Origin of the sequence: Mucilaginibacter rubeus (assembly GCF_014643835.1) — a bacterium.
In the GTDB taxonomy this organism is placed as follows: Bacteria; Bacteroidota; Bacteroidia; order Sphingobacteriales; family Sphingobacteriaceae; genus Mucilaginibacter; species Mucilaginibacter rubeus.
On the sequence record NZ_BMKD01000014.1, the window covers coordinates 29,489 to 47,008 of the forward strand.

18 protein-coding genes are annotated in these 17,520 nt (G+C 44.3%); 12 read left to right on the top strand and 6 right to left on the bottom strand.

All coding sequences use genetic code 11. From position 1 onward, the window contains the following. Window positions 1–48 precede the first annotated feature (48 nt). Entirely contained in the window at window positions 49–951 is a 903-nt protein-coding gene (locus IEX80_RS27165; protein ID WP_090534248.1) for a nucleotidyltransferase family protein, read from the bottom strand. A gap of 96 nt (window positions 952–1,047) precedes the next feature. Further along, the gene (locus tag IEX80_RS27170) at window positions 1,048–2,163 is read right to left on the bottom strand and encodes a M42 family metallopeptidase (RefSeq protein WP_090534250.1); all 1,116 of its coding nucleotides are present in this window, start codon (window positions 2,161–2,163) and stop codon (window positions 1,048–1,050) included. A gap of 243 nt (window positions 2,164–2,406) precedes the next feature. Here IEX80_RS27170 and IEX80_RS27175 point away from each other — a divergent pair, with 243 nt between their 5' ends. Continuing rightward, window positions 2,407–3,303, top strand: coding sequence for a DUF6340 family protein (locus IEX80_RS27175; protein ID WP_188834764.1), 897 nt, complete (start codon window positions 2,407–2,409; stop codon window positions 3,301–3,303). 67 nt (window positions 3,304–3,370) lie between these two features. Here IEX80_RS27175 and IEX80_RS27180 read toward each other — a convergent pair whose 3' ends face one another. Further along, window positions 3,371–3,805: a GNAT family N-acetyltransferase gene (locus IEX80_RS27180; protein WP_090534315.1), complete on the bottom strand. Its 435-nt coding sequence runs from the start codon at window positions 3,803–3,805 to the stop codon at window positions 3,371–3,373. A 187-nt stretch (window positions 3,806–3,992) separates the two neighbouring features. Further along, window positions 3,993–5,534, bottom strand: coding sequence for an acyl-CoA carboxylase subunit beta (locus IEX80_RS27185; RefSeq protein WP_217633227.1), 1,542 nt, complete (start codon window positions 5,532–5,534; stop codon window positions 3,993–3,995). 106 nt (window positions 5,535–5,640) lie between these two features. On the opposite strand from IEX80_RS27185, the gene IEX80_RS27190 reads away from it, so the two are divergent. The 5 genes from IEX80_RS27190 (at window position 5,641) to can (IEX80_RS27210) (ending at window position 10,086) form a co-directional block, all read left to right on the top strand. After that, window positions 5,641–5,973 (top strand): hypothetical protein, encoded by a 333-nt coding sequence (locus IEX80_RS27190; protein ID WP_188834765.1) that lies wholly within the window; start codon window positions 5,641–5,643, stop codon window positions 5,971–5,973. A gap of 80 nt (window positions 5,974–6,053) precedes the next feature. Next, window positions 6,054–7,658: a SulP family inorganic anion transporter gene (locus IEX80_RS27195; RefSeq protein WP_373290445.1), complete on the top strand. Its 1,605-nt coding sequence runs from the start codon at window positions 6,054–6,056 to the stop codon at window positions 7,656–7,658. A 14-nt stretch (window positions 7,659–7,672) separates the two neighbouring features. Next, entirely contained in the window at window positions 7,673–8,389 is a 717-nt protein-coding gene (gene can / locus IEX80_RS27200) for a carbonate dehydratase (RefSeq protein ID WP_090534255.1), read from the top strand. 267 nt (window positions 8,390–8,656) lie between these two features. Then, entirely contained in the window at window positions 8,657–9,409 is a 753-nt protein-coding gene (locus IEX80_RS27205; protein WP_188834766.1) for a YoaK family protein, read from the top strand. Window positions 9,410–9,429: 20 nt separating this feature from the next. Continuing rightward, a complete protein-coding gene (gene can / locus IEX80_RS27210; protein ID WP_188834767.1) occupies window positions 9,430–10,086 on the top strand; it encodes a carbonate dehydratase in 657 nt (218 codons plus the stop codon). Window positions 10,087–10,204: 118 nt separating this feature from the next. Here can (IEX80_RS27210) and pruA read toward each other — a convergent pair whose 3' ends face one another. Beyond that, window positions 10,205–11,842, bottom strand: coding sequence for an L-glutamate gamma-semialdehyde dehydrogenase (gene pruA, locus IEX80_RS27215; protein ID WP_188834768.1), 1,638 nt, complete (start codon window positions 11,840–11,842; stop codon window positions 10,205–10,207). A 152-nt stretch (window positions 11,843–11,994) separates the two neighbouring features. On the opposite strand from pruA, the gene IEX80_RS27220 reads away from it, so the two are divergent. From IEX80_RS27220 to IEX80_RS27245, 6 genes are all read left to right on the top strand, one after another. Beyond that, a complete protein-coding gene (locus tag IEX80_RS27220; protein ID WP_188834769.1) occupies window positions 11,995–12,927 on the top strand; it encodes a DUF1444 domain-containing protein in 933 nt (310 codons plus the stop codon). A gap of 7 nt (window positions 12,928–12,934) precedes the next feature. Continuing rightward, the gene (locus IEX80_RS27225) at window positions 12,935–13,321 is read left to right on the top strand and encodes a DUF1801 domain-containing protein (RefSeq protein ID WP_188834770.1); all 387 of its coding nucleotides are present in this window, start codon (window positions 12,935–12,937) and stop codon (window positions 13,319–13,321) included. A 4-nt stretch (window positions 13,322–13,325) separates the two neighbouring features. Further along, on the top strand, window positions 13,326–13,676 hold the full coding sequence (locus IEX80_RS27230) for a VOC family protein (RefSeq protein WP_188834771.1): 351 nt from the start codon (window positions 13,326–13,328) through the stop codon (window positions 13,674–13,676). Window positions 13,677–13,838: 162 nt separating this feature from the next. Then, window positions 13,839–14,405: a pentapeptide repeat-containing protein gene (locus IEX80_RS27235; protein ID WP_188834772.1), complete on the top strand. Its 567-nt coding sequence runs from the start codon at window positions 13,839–13,841 to the stop codon at window positions 14,403–14,405. 461 nt (window positions 14,406–14,866) lie between these two features. Then, window positions 14,867–15,592 (top strand): M23 family metallopeptidase, encoded by a 726-nt coding sequence (locus tag IEX80_RS27240; RefSeq protein ID WP_188834773.1) that lies wholly within the window; start codon window positions 14,867–14,869, stop codon window positions 15,590–15,592. Then, entirely contained in the window at window positions 15,589–16,347 is a 759-nt protein-coding gene (locus IEX80_RS27245; protein WP_188834774.1) for a DUF4846 domain-containing protein, read from the top strand. The genes IEX80_RS27240 and IEX80_RS27245 overlap by 4 nt, the downstream gene beginning before the upstream one ends. A 124-nt stretch (window positions 16,348–16,471) precedes the next feature. Here the strand turns inward: IEX80_RS27245 and IEX80_RS27250 are convergent, their stop codons facing one another. Next, window positions 16,472–17,491 (bottom strand): aldo/keto reductase, encoded by a 1,020-nt coding sequence (locus IEX80_RS27250; protein ID WP_188834775.1) that lies wholly within the window; start codon window positions 17,489–17,491, stop codon window positions 16,472–16,474. Window positions 17,492–17,520: the final 29 nt, after the last annotated feature.

Below are 17,520 nucleotides of genomic sequence, written 5' to 3' on the forward strand. Positions count from 1 at the left end.
CCCGTTCGGTTGGAACGGGAGCTTTTTGTTTGAAGGAGCAAATATTAATTAGTCCCAAAGTTTTTCGGGGTAAACGCCGCCTGTAACCAGGTCTGAGATACATTTTTGCACTATTGGTTTATCTTCCTTGTAAGTAACTCCAAACCATTTTGCACCGGTTGGGATCACCTTAAAAGAGGCTGTACCATTTTTGATCAGCTTATCGGCAACCAGGGGAATAAAGAACTCCGATTTCGGGTTGTTTTCGTTAGCAGCAACAAACTCCCTGAACATATCTTCACTTTGCTTGAAAATAGCCGGTGTAAATCCCCAGAAATTCATCGATACACGTGTTTCATTATCAAGCGGATGTTCGCCGGTTGCGTCTTTATAAGCTACGCTGCCGTCCTCTTTAAAATAAACTTCAGTACGTTCGTTAATTTCAACCATGTTACCATTATCATCAACGCTGCAAACACCACGCGATACCGAGCCATAGTCAGATAATGTACGGTCAATCTGGTATCCGATTATTGAATACTGGTCGTCTTTAACGTCGGTGGTTAAAAATTTAGCCATTTTTTCAAATGAATCATAGCCGTAAAAGTCATCAGCATTGATCACACAAAAAGGCTCGTTGATCTGGTTGCGGGCCGCTAACACGGCATGGGCTGTTCCCCATGGCTTGGCACGTTCAATCTCTTTATCAATACCAAATGGCTTAAGATCAAAGCTTTGATATACATAGTCTGTTTCAATGCGGCCGGCAAGCTTAGGCTCAAAAATCGCCTTGAAGTTTTCGGCAAACTCTTCGCGTATAATAAAACTCACCTTGCCAAAGCCCGCTTTTATAGCATCATATATTGAGTAATCAATAATTGTTTCGCCGTTGGGGCCAAAGCCGTCAACTTGTTTCATACTGCCATAACGGCTGGCCATCCCTGCGGCCAATATCAGTAAGGTTGGTTTCATAGATAGTATCGGGGGTATTTGTTAAAAGCTATTTTATAATTAATGTTAATAAGGAATGGATTTTTGCCCTTATTGTTTTACAAATTGTACTTTTTGTTATTTGATGTACCTAAAGTCCTGGCCGGCCTGGATATTCAGCAGCGACTCGTATATCAAACGGATTACGTTATCAACATCTTCTTTGTGGATCATCTCGACCGTGGTATGCATATACCGTAAAGGTAATGAGATTAATGCCGATGGCACGCCGTCATTTGAGTAAGCAAAAGCATCGGTATCGGTCCCTGTTGACCGTGATGATGCCTGACGCTGGAACGGTATGCCCGCTTTTTGAGCACTTTCAATAAGCAGCTTATTCAGGTTGTTTTGTACTGCCGGAGCATATGATACAACAGGGCCTTTACCGCAGGCTAAGTCGCCCTGGGTAATTTTGTTGATCATTGGTGTTTGGGTATCATGCGTAACATCGGTAACAATAGCCACATTGGGTTTAATTTTATGCGCTATCATTTCGGCACCGCGTAAACCTATCTCCTCCTGTACCGCGTTAACTATATATAAACCGAAAGGAAGTTTTACATTGTTTTCTTTAAGTAAACGGGCAACCTCGGCAATCATGAACCCGCCTGCACGGTTATCAAGCGCACGGCCAACATAATAGCGATCGTTAAGCACCATAAATTCATCTTCGTAAGTGATAACACAACCTACGTGGATACCCAGTTTTTCAACTTCTTCTTTTGAGGTGCAACCGCAATCTAAAAAGATATTTTTAAGGGTAGGCGCTTCTTCTTTATCACCGCCCAGGCGGGTGTGGATAGCAGGCCAGCCGAAAACAGCTTTAACCACGCCATTATCGGTATGGATATTTACACGTTTTGAAGGTGCTATCTGATGATCGGAGCCGCCATTGCGGATAACATATATTAAACCATCGTTAGTGATGTAATTCACAAACCATGAAATCTCATCTGCATGAGCTTCAATAACTACTTTGTAATCGGCTTTAGGATTGATGATGCCAACCGCGGTGCCGTAATTATCAACATAATGGGTGTCAATATAGGGCTTCAGGTATTCGAGCCAAAGCTCCTGGCCTTTCCATTCAAAACCTGTAGGTGAGGGGTTGTTGATATATTTTTCAAAAAAAGCGAGTGAAGTTTCGTTTACAACAGACGTATGCTGTGGGGCGTCAGATTTCTTTTTGGCCATATTGAATTAATGTTTTCAATCTAAATGTAGTAATACAGCAAATATAATAAAGCTCATGACATTGCACTAAAATTAAGCCGCATATAAGCAGTAAATCAATTATATAAAATCAATATTAAACGTTTTTGAAAATATTTAGTCACAATGAAGGCGTTGGTTTGTTTTGATACAAAAATGACCGGCTATTTCATAAAGCATTCATGCTTATGTTATACCTTTCCGCGATATTTAATTTTTAATAAGGTGAAACTATTCAGGCTAACTTGTATCTTATTTGCAGCATGTTTTTTAGCAGCATGCAGCGTACCTCAATATGTAAATGTTCCGGTTGATTACGCGCCGAAGCTGAATTTTAACAGGGCAAAAACAACTATCGTGGTTATTAACCACTACATGCCCGATTCGACCCGTAACCGCAATAAACGCGTATTAACTACATTTAAAGCCGCCGCTTATACCGCTATAAACAACGCGGCGGTACAGCTGCATGCGCTGCCCGGTGTAAAAGTTGTACAACTGGTTGATTCGGTTAATTTTACCGCCAATACCGATTCGGTGAAATTTCTGGCAAAAAAATACAACGCTTCTTATGTGCTCGCGTTTGAGGATTTTAAAGGCGAAACCAAATTGCAGCAGGATTATTATAACGGCGTACCGTCGGTTTACCGGGTATCGGTGGTTAAAACCAGCTTTACTCTTTATGAAGCCAATGGCATCTACTTTAAAAGGCTAAACGGCGAGGCTGAAATAAATGACAATAATCCTTATGGTAATGCATCCAGCTTACTTGCCCATGGCGGGCCTTTATTTGATGCTATCCGTAATTCGGCATTGGATGCCCTAAAGGATTACCTGCCGTACACCGATTATCATGACAGGCCCCTGTATACTAATGGCGACCAGCTAAGCAGCTCGGTAGAACTGATCAAAGCCGGAAAATTTGATCAGGCTTTCAAGGTACTAAACCCGCTTATTGACGGGCCCGACCTGAAGCTTGCCAGCCGTGCAGCTTACAACCTTGCGGTGGTTTATGAGGCGCAGGGCGATATCGAGGCCGCACTTGAGGTGGCTAAGACCTCGAACCAGAAACAGCCCAATGATTTTGCCAAAGCTATTATTGTTGATTTGATGAAAGAGTAATTATAAAGCGGAAAGCAAAATGCACAAAGCCTAAAACAGTTGTGCGCTCGATAGCTTACCACTCTTGTTATTGCTGGCCTGGGGAAGGAATAAGTTGTTTTTCGAGGATCTCGTAGTCGAAGCCGTTTTTTGAAAAAAGCTTGCCGGTATGTGTGAAGCCATGTTTTAAATAGAAACCAATGGCCGATACCCTGGCATTGCACCATAATAACGCGCCTCCATTAGTAAGGGCAAAATCGGTTATATGCTCCAGCATTGCTTTACCGATGCCCATTTTTTGAACTGTTTCATCAACAGCAAATTTGCGAAACTGCCATTCGGTGCCTTTATTAAAAAGGGATACTACCGCTATGATATGATTATCTTTAAAAGCAGCAAAGTGATAGCCGTGGTTATCCTCTTCCATCTCCATTTCATAAAGTTTGCTTTCGGGATATAAGATACGTTGCCTTAACCGCCAGGTAAGCTCCGGACGGATTTGTTCGATAGAGATGTTTTTCATTTTTTTTTGAGGCGAAAGGTAAAAGGCGAAAGGTAAAAGGTTTTTTTCAAATTCGCCAAACGCAAAGCTTTTAATGACACCGGATAGGCTAAAAGGCACAAGTAATCCCTGCACTGGCAGCTCTACAATACTTGCGCCGGAAAAAACGGACGTGCAAACCTTTGGCCTTTTACCTTTCGCCTTTAACCTACAAAGGAATATTCCCGTGTTTCTTCCTTGGGTTGTTTACTACTTTATTTTCCAGCATTTTAAAAGCCTGGATCAATTTAATGCGCGTTTCGGCGGGTTCAATTACTTCATCTATAAAGCCGCGCTCGGCAGCGCGGTAGGGATTGGCAAAGGTATCGGAATATAATTGTTCCATCTCCAGCCATTTGGCTTCATGGTCTTCGGCCTTCGTGATCTCCCGTTTAAAAATGATTTCGGCGGCCCCTTTGGCGCCCATCACCGCAATTTCGGCCGATGGCCAGGCGAAATTCATATCGGCACCAATGTGTTTGGAGTTCATCACATCATAAGCGCCGCCATAAGCCTTACGCGTAATTACAGTAACACGCGGAACGGTAGCTTCACAAAAAGCATATAATAGTTTAGCGCCATTGGTGATAATGGCATTCCATTCCTGGTCGGTACCGGGCAAAAAACCGGGAACATCTTCAAACACCAGCAGCGGGATGTTGAAAGAATCGCAAAAGCGCACAAAGCGGGCGGCCTTGGTTGATGAATGGATATCCAGAACCCCGGCCAAAAAAGCGGGCTGATTGGCGACTATGCCAATACTGCGGCCAGCCAGGCGCGCGAAACCCACTACAATGTTTTCGGCAAAATCTTTATGCACTTCCAAAAACGAAGCTTTATCGATAATATGATCAATAACCTCACGGATATCATAAGGTTGTGACGCAATGGATGGCAGGATGGTATTAAGCTCGGGCCTAAGCTCGTCGCCGTTTTCGTAGGGAGCAGCAGGAGCTTTATCCTCACAATTTTGAGGCATATAGCTCAGCAGGCTTTTGATGTGCTGAATGGCGGCTATTTCATTGGCACAGGCAAAGTGCGTAACACCCGATTTGCTGGCGTGGGTGTTAGCGCCGCCCAGTTCTTCGGAGGTTACCACTTCATGCGTAACCGTTTTTACTACGTTGGGCCCGGTAACAAACATGTATGAGGTATGCTCAACCATTAAAATAAAATCGGTAATGGCTGGCGAGTAAACAGCGCCGCCTGCACATGGCCCCATAATGGCCGAGATTTGCGGGATAACGCCGGATGCCATGGTATTGCGGTAAAAAATATCGGCATAACCGCCAAGGGATACCACACCCTCCTGGATGCGCGCACCGCCCGAGTCATTAAGGCCGATAAGGGGAGCGCCATTCTTTAGGGCGAGATCCATGATCTTGCAGATCTTTTCGGCATGGGTTTCGGAAAGCGAGCCACCGAAAACCGTAAAATCCTGGGAAAATACGTAGGTGAGCCGCCCGTTTATGGTGCCATAACCTGTAACAACACCATCGCCGGGATATTTTTCTTTTTCCATACCAAAATCAATGGAGCGGTGGGTAACCAGCATACCTATCTCCTGGAACGAGCCTTCATCCAATAAAAAATGCAAACGTTCACGTGCCGTTAATTTTCCTTTTTTATGCTGACTTTCAATACGTACCGGGCCTCCGCCCTGCATGGCTTCATGACGTTTTAGCCTTAACAGATCAAGCTTTTTATCCACAATTCAGGTTGTTAGTAATTGTCTAAAAATAGTAATTATATTGTAAGAATAGCTTTTGCTTACTTATTCTGGTGGTTTAATAACGGATTTTTATATATTTGTGTTGATGAAGATCAGGAATAATAAAATATGGGTAGTGGCGCTGTTCATGACCGTCTTTGTAATAAAGATGGGCATTTCGCTTGCACCTGTTTTTTTATATCTTGATAATAAAACGGTAAGTGCGGTGATCCTTCAGCTGGAGCAGGAAAGCAAAACTGAAAAAGACAGCCCCGAGAAAGACCTTGTGAAGGAGAAAAAAATCTTCGATGAGTATGATATTCATACCATAAACTTCATCACATTTATTACAGAAACCAAGGTTCTCCATAACCAGGAAAACGCCTTATATAAGCAGGTATATCACCCTGTGGTCCCCACGCCGCCGCCAAACGTTTAAAATGATTAACCGGATACTTCCCTATCCGGATAGCAATGCTATTTAATTCATTTTAAAGTTTTACTCAATCTTTCATTCTTATGCAAATCAAGCAAGGTGAGGCTGCTATGGGCAATCTCAACCTAAAAAAATATTTTCTGCCCAAAAATTTAAAAAGGGATATTCCTTCAAGTGTCGTTGTGTTCCTGGTGGCTTTGCCGCTGTGTTTAGGTATAGCGCTGGCATCAGGAGCGCCGCTCTTCGCGGGCGTATTAACAGGCATTATTGGCGGTATAGTAGTAGGCACGCTCAGCGGCTCACAATTAAGTGTGGCCGGTCCTGCAGCCGGTTTAACGGTAATTGTACTTAATGCCATTACTACACTTGGCGCTTACGAAACCTTTTTAATGGCCCTGGTACTGGCGGGTGTTTTCCAGATCATACTTGGAATTGTTAAAGCCGGCACCATTGCCAATTACTTCCCGTCATCGGTTATTGAGGGGATGCTGGCAGCGATAGGTATTATTTTGATCATGAAGCAGTTTCCGCACGCGGTTGGCTATGATGCCGATTTTGAGGGCGATGAGGGCTTCAGACAAATTGATGAACATAACACTTTTTCGGGTATAACACGGGCTTTCGCCAGGATAAACTATGGCGCGGTGATCATCAGCGTGGTATCCCTGGCATTCATGATCTACTGGCCTAAGTTTAAAAAGCTGGCTATAGTTCCTGCTCCGTTATTGGTGGTACTGGCTGGTATCGGGCTAAGCCTTGCGTTTTCCGGAACAGGCCTTGCCTTGCTTGATAAGCAGTTTGTACGCATACCGCTGGTGAACAGCAGTGCCGAATTTTTTGCGCTGTTTAAATCGGCAGATTTTAGCCAGATAGGCAACAAGCAGGTTTGGATAACGGCCTTCACCATTGCGGTGGTTGCCAGTTTAGAAACACTGCTGAGCCTTGAAGCTGTAGATAAAATAGATCCTATCAAACGTATCTCGCCCACTAACCGCGAACTGCTTGCACAGGGAACGGCCAATATAGTTAGCGGTATGCTTGGCGGCTTACCCATGACGGCAGTTATCGTTCGTTCGTCGGCAAACGTAAATGCCGGTGCCCGCACTAAAGTGAGCGCCATACTGCATGGTATATTGTTATTGGTTGCTTTACTGGCGATACCGTCTTTAATTAACCATATCCCGCTGTCGTGTTTGGCGGCGATCCTGCTTATGACTGGGTATAAACTGGCCCGGATAAGCCTTTTCAAGCACATGTGGCACCAGGGCTTGAGCCAGTTTATCCCTTTCGTAGTTACCATTGTAGCCGTTGTTATGACCGATCTGCTTATTGGTGTGGGCATAGGCATGCTGGTGGGGATCTTTTATATTCTGCGTACCAACCTGCGTAATCCTTATTTCTATCACATTGAAAAAAATGGCAGCAAAAAAGTTATTAAGATTAAGCTGGCCGAGGAAGTATCCTTCCTGAACAAGGCTGCCATACAGGTAACGCTTACCAGCTTACCACAAGGCGCCGAAGTGGTGATCGACGGATCGAACTCAAGGTACATCGATCCGGATGTACTGGAGATCATCCACAATTACAAGCACAATGCCTATACCAAGGGCATTATTGTGCAACTGAACGAAGTAAAGGACAAGTACGATGTACCTCCTTTAAAAGAACTGGTTTATAACCCTAACTAAAAAATCGAAAAACAATGTCAACACAAGAAAAAACAAACGGCAAAGCCGTAATAGATACAAACAATATTAAACTGGCCCAGTCAAGCAGTTACAGTACTTTAATTAAAAACAACGCCGCCTGGGTTGAGCGTAAACTTGCCGAGGATGGTGAGTACTTTAAGAACCTGGCCAAAGGTCAGAGTCCTGAAGTGCTGTGGATAGGCTGCTCAGACAGTCGTGTACCGGCTAACGAAGTAACCGGAACCAAACCCGGCGAAGTATTTGTGCACCGCAATATTGCCAACGTATGCGTACACTCGGACATGAACATGCTGAGCGTACTTGACTATGCCGTTAACGTACTAAAAGTAAAACACGTTATTGTTGCCGGACATTATGGTTGCGGCGGTGTTGCCGCTGCTATGAGCAGCAAACAATTTGGCTTAATTGATAACTGGCTGCGCCACATTAAAGACGTTTACCGTTTGCATAGTCATGAACTTGACCGTATAACCGACGAGACTACCAAAGTTAACCGCCTGGTTGAGCTTAACGTTACCGAGCAGGTATATAACCTGTGTAAAACCACCATTATCCAAAACGCGTGGAAAGAACGTCATGACCTTGAAGTACACGGTTGGGTAATTGACCTGGGCAGCGGCCTGGTTAAAGATCTGAAAGTTAGCAGCAGCAGCCCGCATAATTTAGGCTACGTATACGAGCTTGACGTTGAAGCTGTAGCTGCACACTAAAATATAATTTGATCAGTGCTTCCGACGCTGTAAGGGGCGTAGGGAGGTTTGATTGTTAAGTTGATCCCGGCTCTTAGGAAGTGGCCGGGATTTTTTTTAGCCCCAACCCAAACCCTCCCCGGAAGGGAGGGCTTAAAATTAAAAATCCCCCTTCCGGGGGAGATTTAGAGGGGGCTTATTAAAATATTACCCCTTGCATCAAACAAGCTTATGTAAACTTGGTTAAGGTTTTGTAAATTGTAACTGAACCCCTGCCGTGAAATATCTATGCTTAAAGCTGTAAAAGAACAACGTACCCTTAAAGAAAACCTGATGCTGGCCTCATCAACGGCATTTGTAGCAGGCGTTACCAATGTGGCCGGCATGCTGGCTTTTTTGGCTTTTACCTCAAATATTACCGGGCATGTGGCTAACCTTGCCAAACACATTATTGAACAAAACTACCGCCAGATGATCATCTTTTTAGTTTGGCTGCTGATGTTCTTTGCAGGGGCTTTTGTATCCAGTTTCATTGTACGCTCATTTGATGATAAAAGCAGGTGGCGGGCAAACTCCACCCCAATGGTAATTGAAGCTATGATTTTACTGGGAGTTGCCATTTACGGGCATAATTTTTACCAGGAAACACAGATGGAGCGCGAAATTGTGATCAGCGCTATTTTGTTTTCGATGGGATTGCAGAATAGCCTGGTTTCCAATATCTCGGGCGGCCTGATCAAATCGAGTCATTTAACCGGTTTATTTACCGATCTGGGCAGTGAGGTGGCCGAATGGTTTCATCCCCGCACAGAAAATACCGAAACGGCAGGTAATAAAATATTGATCAGGTTTACAGTGCTTGGCTTTTACCTGTTTGGTGCACTGGCAGGCGGATACTTTTTTAACCTGTATGAGTTTGCCATATTTTATTTTATCCCTGTTATTTTGCTCACCATTATGTATTATGACGTTTCGCCGCTTGCTTTGCATAAACTTAGCCGTATGTTTGCATCGGGCAGAAAACGTCAAACCGCATCTTAAAACATCAATCTCAAAAATATATGTGCGCTCAAATTCATGATACCAGTCATATCACCTATGAAGGCTTACTGGAAGGGAACAAAAAATTTATTGAAGGTGCTTTAGCCGAAGACCCTCAATATTTTGATAAGCTGGCTAACGGGCAAAAGCCCCCTATCCTTTGGATAGGCTGCGCGGACAGCCGCGTACCTGCCAACCAGATCACCAATACCGCCCCGGGCGAGATCTTTGTGCACCGCAACATCGCCAACATGGTTATACACTCGGATATGAATATGCTGAGCGTACTTGACTATGCCGTGAACGTATTGAAAGTAAAACACGTAATAGTGACCGGTCATTACGGTTGTGGTGGAGTTAATGCCGCTATGAGTAACAACCAATTCGGCCTGATTGATAACTGGCTGCGCCACATTAAAGACGTTTACCGTTTACATGCCGATGAGCTTGATGCTATTACCGATGAAACTGAGCGCAGTAACCGCCTGGTTGAACTGAATGTGATAGAAAATGTAAACAACCTTTGCAAAACATCCATCGTGCAAAATGCCTGGAAAAATGGGCAGGCACTTGCTGTACACGGCTGGGTTTACAGCCTCAGCACCGGCCTTATCAACGATATGAAAGTAAGCACATCCAGCAACGAAAATATGGATGCTGTGTTTAAATTCAAGTAACCCCCCGGCCCCCTGAAGGGGGAGGAATGGTGCAAAAGAAAAAGCCTGTTTCCAATTGAGAAACAGGCTTTTTAATATAAAGTCTTTCTTTAACCTCCCCCTTTAGGGGGCCGGGGGGTTAAACCTCTTTAGCCAAAAACGGGTACCTGTAATCCTTCGGTGGATCAAAGGTTTCTTTGATGGTGCGTGGCGATACCCAGCGAAGCAAGTTAATCATTGAACCGGCTTTATCATTAGTGCCCGACCCTCTTGCGCCGCCAAATGGCTGCTGACCAACTACCGCGCCTGTAGGTTTATCATTAATGTAGAAGTTACCTGCCGCGTTGCGTAAACGGGTGGTAGCTTTTTCAATAGCATACCTATCCTGCGAGATGATTGAGCCTGTAAGCGCGTAGATAGAAGTTTTGTCTACAATGTCAAGGATCTCATCAAATTTATCATCTTCGTAAACATATACGGTTAGTACCGGGCCAAAAAGCTCCTCGCACATGGTTACGTAATACGGGTCTTCAACTTTTAGCACAGTTGGCTCAATGAACCAGCCTTTGCTTTTATCGTAGTTACCACCGGCAACAATTTCAACACCCTCGTCGGTTTTGGCAGCGTCGATATATTTGGCCAGTTTATCAAACGATACTTCGGTGATCACGGCATTGATGAAGTTTTCAAAATCCTCTACCGGGCCAATTTTAAACGAAGTAATGTCGCGCTGCATGTTTGCTTTTACCGCAGGCCACAATGAAGCCGGGATATAAGCCCTTGAAGCAGCCGAACATTTTTGTCCCTGGTATTCAAAAGCGCCGCGAACAAGGGCAGTGCTTACCACATCGGCGTTGGCGCTTGGGTGGGCAAGTACGAAGTCTTTACCACCGGTCTCGCCTACAATACGTGGATATGTTTTGTATTTGTGGATGTTGGTGCCAATAGTTTGCCAGATGTTCTGGAACACTTTGGTTGAACCGGTGAAGTGGATCCCTGCAAAATCAGGGTGGTTAAAGATCACCTCGCCTGCAACCGGGCCATCAACGTAGATCAGGTTGATAACGCCATCGGGTACGCCGGCTTCTTTAAAAATCTTCATGATCACGTTAGCAGCGTAGATCTGCGTATAAGCAGGTTTCCAAACCACTACGTTGCCCATCATGGCTGCAGATGCAGGCAGGTTCCCGGCAATAGCCGTGAAGTTGAATGGTGTAAGCGCGAACACAAATCCTTCAAGCGGGCGTTGTTCTACACGGTTCCAAACACCTTTGCCCGATACCGGCGGCTGTTGTTTGTAGATCTCGGTCATGTACTCCACATTGAAACGCAGGAAGTCGATCAGCTCGCAAGCCGAATCGATTTCGGCCTGGTAAGCGTTCTTTGACTGACCAAGCATGGTGGCTGCATTGATTTCAGCACGGTATGGGCCGGCTATCAGTTCGGCAGCTTTCAGGAATATGGCAGCACGTTGTTCCCAGGCCAGGTTTTCCCAGCCGGCTTTGGCTGCCAGGGCTGCATCAATAGCGGCGGTAACGTGGCTTGCATCACCTTCGCTGAAGGTAGCCAGCAAATGTTTATGATCATGCGGCGGACGGATTTCCAACTTAGTGTTGGTACGTACTTCTTTGCCGCCAATGTACATAGGTATATCTAATTGTTGGGCACGACCGGCTTCTAAAGCTGCCTTAAGCGCCACACGCTCCAAACTCCGCGGACCGTAATTTAAAACGGGCTCATTTACCGGTGCCGGAACATTAAAAAATCCTTTAAGCATAGATGATAATTTATGTTGCCGCAAAGATAGGGATTTTGCAGGGGAAGGTTGGGTAGGCGAATGTCAAAATAATGGTGGAGGAAACCCGTAGTTGTAGTTAATTTATTTGTGGATGGAAAAAAGTTCGGCATCTTTAACATAAAATCCTAAATATGTTTTCCTTTTTTAAACGCCCTCGTAATAATGTTGTAGCACCCCAATGGGCTTCTTTTTTTAGTGACGCTGAATACCGGGATTTTATTAAGGCAATTGATAAGTTTTTTTACAAGAAGAACATCAGTTACAAGATAGAAGATGATGCTTCGATAAAGGTTGGGCCTAATGATTTTGGATTGAATATTTTAGGTTTAACAAATGTTGCACAATTATGCAAGCAAGACGAGAGGCGAAACTACTATGAATTAATTTCCGGCCATTTTGATGCACTGATAAGGACTTATCTGTTCGATAAGGATTTTAACGCGATCGTTGACGATTACGAAGCAGTAGAGAAATATCTTGCCACCCGCCTTTATCCTTTAGGCTACCTGGAATACGGAGGCGAAGAAAATAAGATCTATAGCATGATTGCAGGCGAAATAGCTAAGGTGTTAGTATTTGATTTGCCGGATGCAATTCAGACAATAACACCTGAGCAAGCGGAAAAATGGAATAAAACCTACGATGAGCTGTTTGAAAAAGGCGTTGAAAATGTAAGGCAGAAATATCCGTGCAGTATTTCGAGGGAGAAAATAGGCGAATTTGAAGTCTTACTTGCCCAGGGCGATCATTTTTTCGCACCGAATATTGTATTTGATCTGGAGAAACAAAGTCTCGTTGGCAATTGGGGAGCGATTATCGGGGTACCTCACAGGCATGCTGCAATTATATATCCGCTTGAAACATTAGCGGTTGTCAATGCTGTTACTTCGATTATCCCCGTCGTTGATAATATGAGTAAACAGGGGCCCGGAGGGGTTAGCAATAATCTGATCTGGTATAAGGATGGTGTTTTTGAACAACTACGGTATAAAATGGAAAATAATAATATCGAGATTTATCCATCGGAAAAGTTTTTGGAAGTGCTGAACAATATGGCTGAATGATAAGGTTATGCAACTCACTCCAATCGACGACCACTTCTACCTCACCAAAGATGAACCCAACCGAAGCTGCCTGTTAGCCCTGCGTGATATTATCCTTGCGCAGGATCCCGATATCACCGCCGAATGGAAATACAACATGCCTTTCTTTTGCTATAAAGGCAAAATGTTTTGCTACTTGTGGATACACACAAAAAGGCAATGGCCATTCTTAGGCATGGTTGAGGGTAAGCACCTGCACCATCCCTATTTAACATTTGAAGATAGAGCTCGCATCAAGATCATGATTTTTAATCCGGAAGAGGATTTACCTGTTGATACTATCCGGTTCATTTTAAATGCGGCGATTGATCTGTACAGATCAGGATTGATTAAATTGCCGAAGAGGAAGAGTTGAAGCAATGAAACTAAAATTACTGGTTATAAGAACTGCCAATATGCAAAAGCTGGTTGATTTTTATCAGCTACTTGGAGTTAGCTTTGATTATCATAAGCATGGTAATTCCCCATATCATTATTCAGCTACTGTTGATGGAACGGTGATTGAAATATATCCGCTTACAAAAAATCAAACTGAAGCGGATGGAAACCTGCGCTTAGGTTTTGAATTAGAAGATTTTGATAAGGTAATTAAATTATTAAAAGAAAGCCAGTTGCGGTTCGCATCTGAACCTGCACAAACTGATTTTGGTTTTATGGCAGTAGTTGTTGATCCGGACGACAGAAAGGTGGAGTTGTATAAGAGACATTGATATAAACCGTTGTCATCGACTGAGCGGGAAGCGCCGAGCGTAGATGCGAAAGAGAATCTTGTACGCCATGCAAATCCGGTAAGCATGGCGGTTGATCATCTTTATTTAATTTAAAGAGACCGGAAACCATCCCATTCCCTCTAACCTTTTACATTTGCCCCTATGCAATCCCTACTCTTCGAAGATCAAACTTTTACCAAAATAACCGCCGGCCAGCTCAAAGGCGCCACTTACGAAAACTGTAAATTCGTCAACTGCGACCTCGCCCATGCCCATCTCACGGGCATTACTTTTGTTGATTGCCTGTTTGATACCTGCAACCTGCTCCTTGCCGAATTAGGCAATACCGGTTTGCAGAACATCCGCTTTAAGCACTGCAAAATAAGCGGCGTAAACTTTGGCAAGGCTAACGACTTTTTGTTCGAGGTACATTTTGAGGATTGTATTTTAGATAATGCCGTGTTTTATAAAAAGAAGAACAAGAAGGCTACCTACGCCGATTGTTCCATGATGGAAACCGACTTGACCGAGGCTGACCTGAGCGATTGTAAATTCATTAACTGTAATCTTAAAAACGCTTTCTTCAGTCGTACCATCCTTAAAAACGCCGACCTAAGCACATCCTATAACTTCATCATCGATCCGGATGATAACATCATCAAAAAAGCAAAGTTCTCGCTTCATGGTTTACCAGGATTGCTTGCCAAATATGATATCCGGATAGGATAATATTTTGGCGACTTATTAGTTAATATCAAAAGCATAAAATTAAGAATCGTCATTGCGAGTACCCATCAGGGAAGCCCTGAAAAAAAACGTAATGACATGTAAAACATATTTTAGCGGTGTTGCGCGTGGGCCGCGTTAGGGATTGCAGTGTAAAGCCCGCAGCGTGTAGAGAAGTTGCGGGCAGGAAAGGCGAGGACTTGCAACGGAAAGCCCGGGCCGCAGGCAACGCCCGTGTTATAAAATTCATCAAAAAAATATACTTAATAATCAACAACTTACAATTACGTCATTATAAGAAACGAAGACAACCGAGCGAAGGGAGCTCATTAATACCTATAAAAAACAAATTATAGATATTAATAATCGCGAACTATACAGAGCGGATCTGCTAATCGGGGATTGCTTCGTTCCTCGCAATGACGCGTTTGAAATCTTGAAACTACTTACTGACCACAAACCTTATGCAAAAACTTGTCCTGTTTTTTTCTTTTCTGTTGATAAGCACCGGGGCTTTAGCCCAGGCCGATACTTCTGCGTTTACCAAATTCAATGATTTTAATAACATAGTTTTAAACGGTGGTGTCAAAAAACCGGAAGCTCAAAAGCAATTTGAAACCCTGTTAAAACGAATTAACATCCTGGAAATGATCCGTGCTGAGCGGATTATTCCAAAAACGCAATGGGTATTCCCCTTAAAGGGCTATAAAAGCAGCGCCATTGGTGGTACCCATGGTAATGGTTACTTTGATAAGGGTTACCGTTACCTTGACGGCAACAAACATGGCGCCCATCCTGCTCACGATATTTTTATTAATGATAAAAACCAGGATTGTATCGATGACCGTACCAGTAAGCCTGTTGAGGTAGTTAGTGTAGATGATGGCTGGGTAATAGCCTGTACCAATCAATGGGAACCGAACAGCAATATGCGGGGAGGCAAATTTATCTGGATCTATCATCCGGCAACTCATATTTTTACGTACTATGCGCACAATAACCAGATTTTCGTAAAACCGGGTGACTACGTTACGCAGGGACAAAAAATAGCCGAAGTTGGCCGCACGGGTTATAACGCTTATAAAAAACGTTCGCCTACCCACCTGCATTTTTCGGCATTTAAACTGGCAGACGGCATCCCCGTACCTTATAACCCTTATGAACAGCTAAAAAAAGCCAAAACGTTATGAAAATCCTGATCACCTGCCTGCTCTTATTTTTTAATATTAACATTGCTCCTCCGGATAACGTGATTAAAAGATTCGCGGTACCGGCAGGCTATCAGCGTATAACAGCGTCGCCCGGCAGTTTCGGGGCATGGCTGCAGGCTTTACCTTTAAAGCCGGCGGGCACACCAACCAAAACTTATAAAGGCGATATTGCCCGTACCGATGTTTACACCGCTGCGGTTATTGACATGAGCATAGGCAACCAGGACTTACAGCAATGCGCCGACGCAGTGATGCGCCTCCGTGCCGAATACCTTTATCAGCAAAAAAAATACGACGAAATTTCTTTCAACTTTACCAGTGGTTTTAAATGCGACTATGCTCATTATGCCAAGGGCTATCGCTACAAAAACGACCATTGGGTATTGAAAGCCAAACCCGATTATTCGTACCCGGCATTTTTAAATTACATGAACCTGGTGTTCAGTTATGCGGGCACCCTGTCCCTGCAAAAAGAATTAAAACCTGTAACTAACCCCAAGGATGTAAAACCAGGTGATGTGTTCATCCGTGGGGGCTCGCCCGGGCATTGTTTTATTGTGCTCGATGTTGTAGAAAATGCCGCTCATCAAAAGCAATTTTTACTGGCGCAGAGTTTTATGCCGGCCCAAAATATCCAGGTGCTAAAATATGATTCACCCTGGTTTGCTATGGACCAGCACAGCGGGATCATGTATGGCGAGCTGATCAGTAAAAACTATCTGAAGCGGTTTTAGATGAAGTGTATAAAAGAGCGTCATTGCGAGGAACGAAGCAATCCCCTATTAGCAGGTCCGCTCTGCATAGTTTGGGATTGCTTCGTTCCTCGCAATGACGTTGCAGTGGATTGGTAGAGGCAGGCTACCTCTTCTGCACCCTGTCATAAAACCCACCGAAACTGTTCATTTTCACGGCATCCTCATTGAAAAAGTCGCCGGGGAAACCTAATTCAATAGCGCTTACTTCATTCAGCTTTTTGAAATGTTCGGGGGTTAATTTGGTGTCGATGGCTTTGAGGTTATCGTTTAGCTGGTCAATTTTGGTAGCGCCCACAATGGGGATACAGCTAAAATCCCTGTCCATCATCCATTGCAGGGCAACATGGCTTTCGGATACCCCTAATTCAGCGGCGATGTCAACAACCGCTTCAGTAATAGTTTTAGCCCTGTCGTTACGGCGGTTACTTTCCGGTTTTACACGTCCCGGTTCGCCGCGCAGGTATTTGCCGGTTAATGCACCACCTGCCAACGGGGCCCAGGGGGTAACCGTCATGCCGTAATGTTTTGCCATCGGTATCAGCTCCCGCTCGGCAGTCCGGGCCAGCAGGCTGTACTCCACTTGTAAGGCAATGAACTGGCTCCAGCCCATCAGCCCGGCAAGGGTATTCCCTTTTGACACCACCCACGCGGGCGTATCACTGATAGCGGCATAGGTTACTTTGCCCTGTTTTATCAGGTCGTCCAACCCGCGCAGCACCTCATCAATAGGTGTAATATTATCCCATATATGCAGGTACAGCACATCAATAAAATCAGTTTTGAGGCGTTTAAGGCTTTCTTCCACGCTCCGCATCATGTTTTTGCGGTTATTGCCCGATGCATTAGGATTGGTAGTATTATCTTTCAGCGTGTATTTGGTAGCCAGCACAAAATAATCGCGGTCATGATTACCCAGGTATTCGCCAATGATCTTCTCGCTGGTACCCAGTTTGTACACATTGGCAGTATCAATAAAATTGCCGCCTGCATTGGCAAAGGCATCCATAATGGCAAAGCTGGTATCTTTTTCGGCGCCCCAGCCGCCTTCGGTACCGAAGCCCATAGTGCCCAGGCATAATTCAGAAACTTTAAGGCCCGAGCGGCCTAATAATTTGTAGTTCATATATGGTGATGTTTTGTGTAACGTTTTTA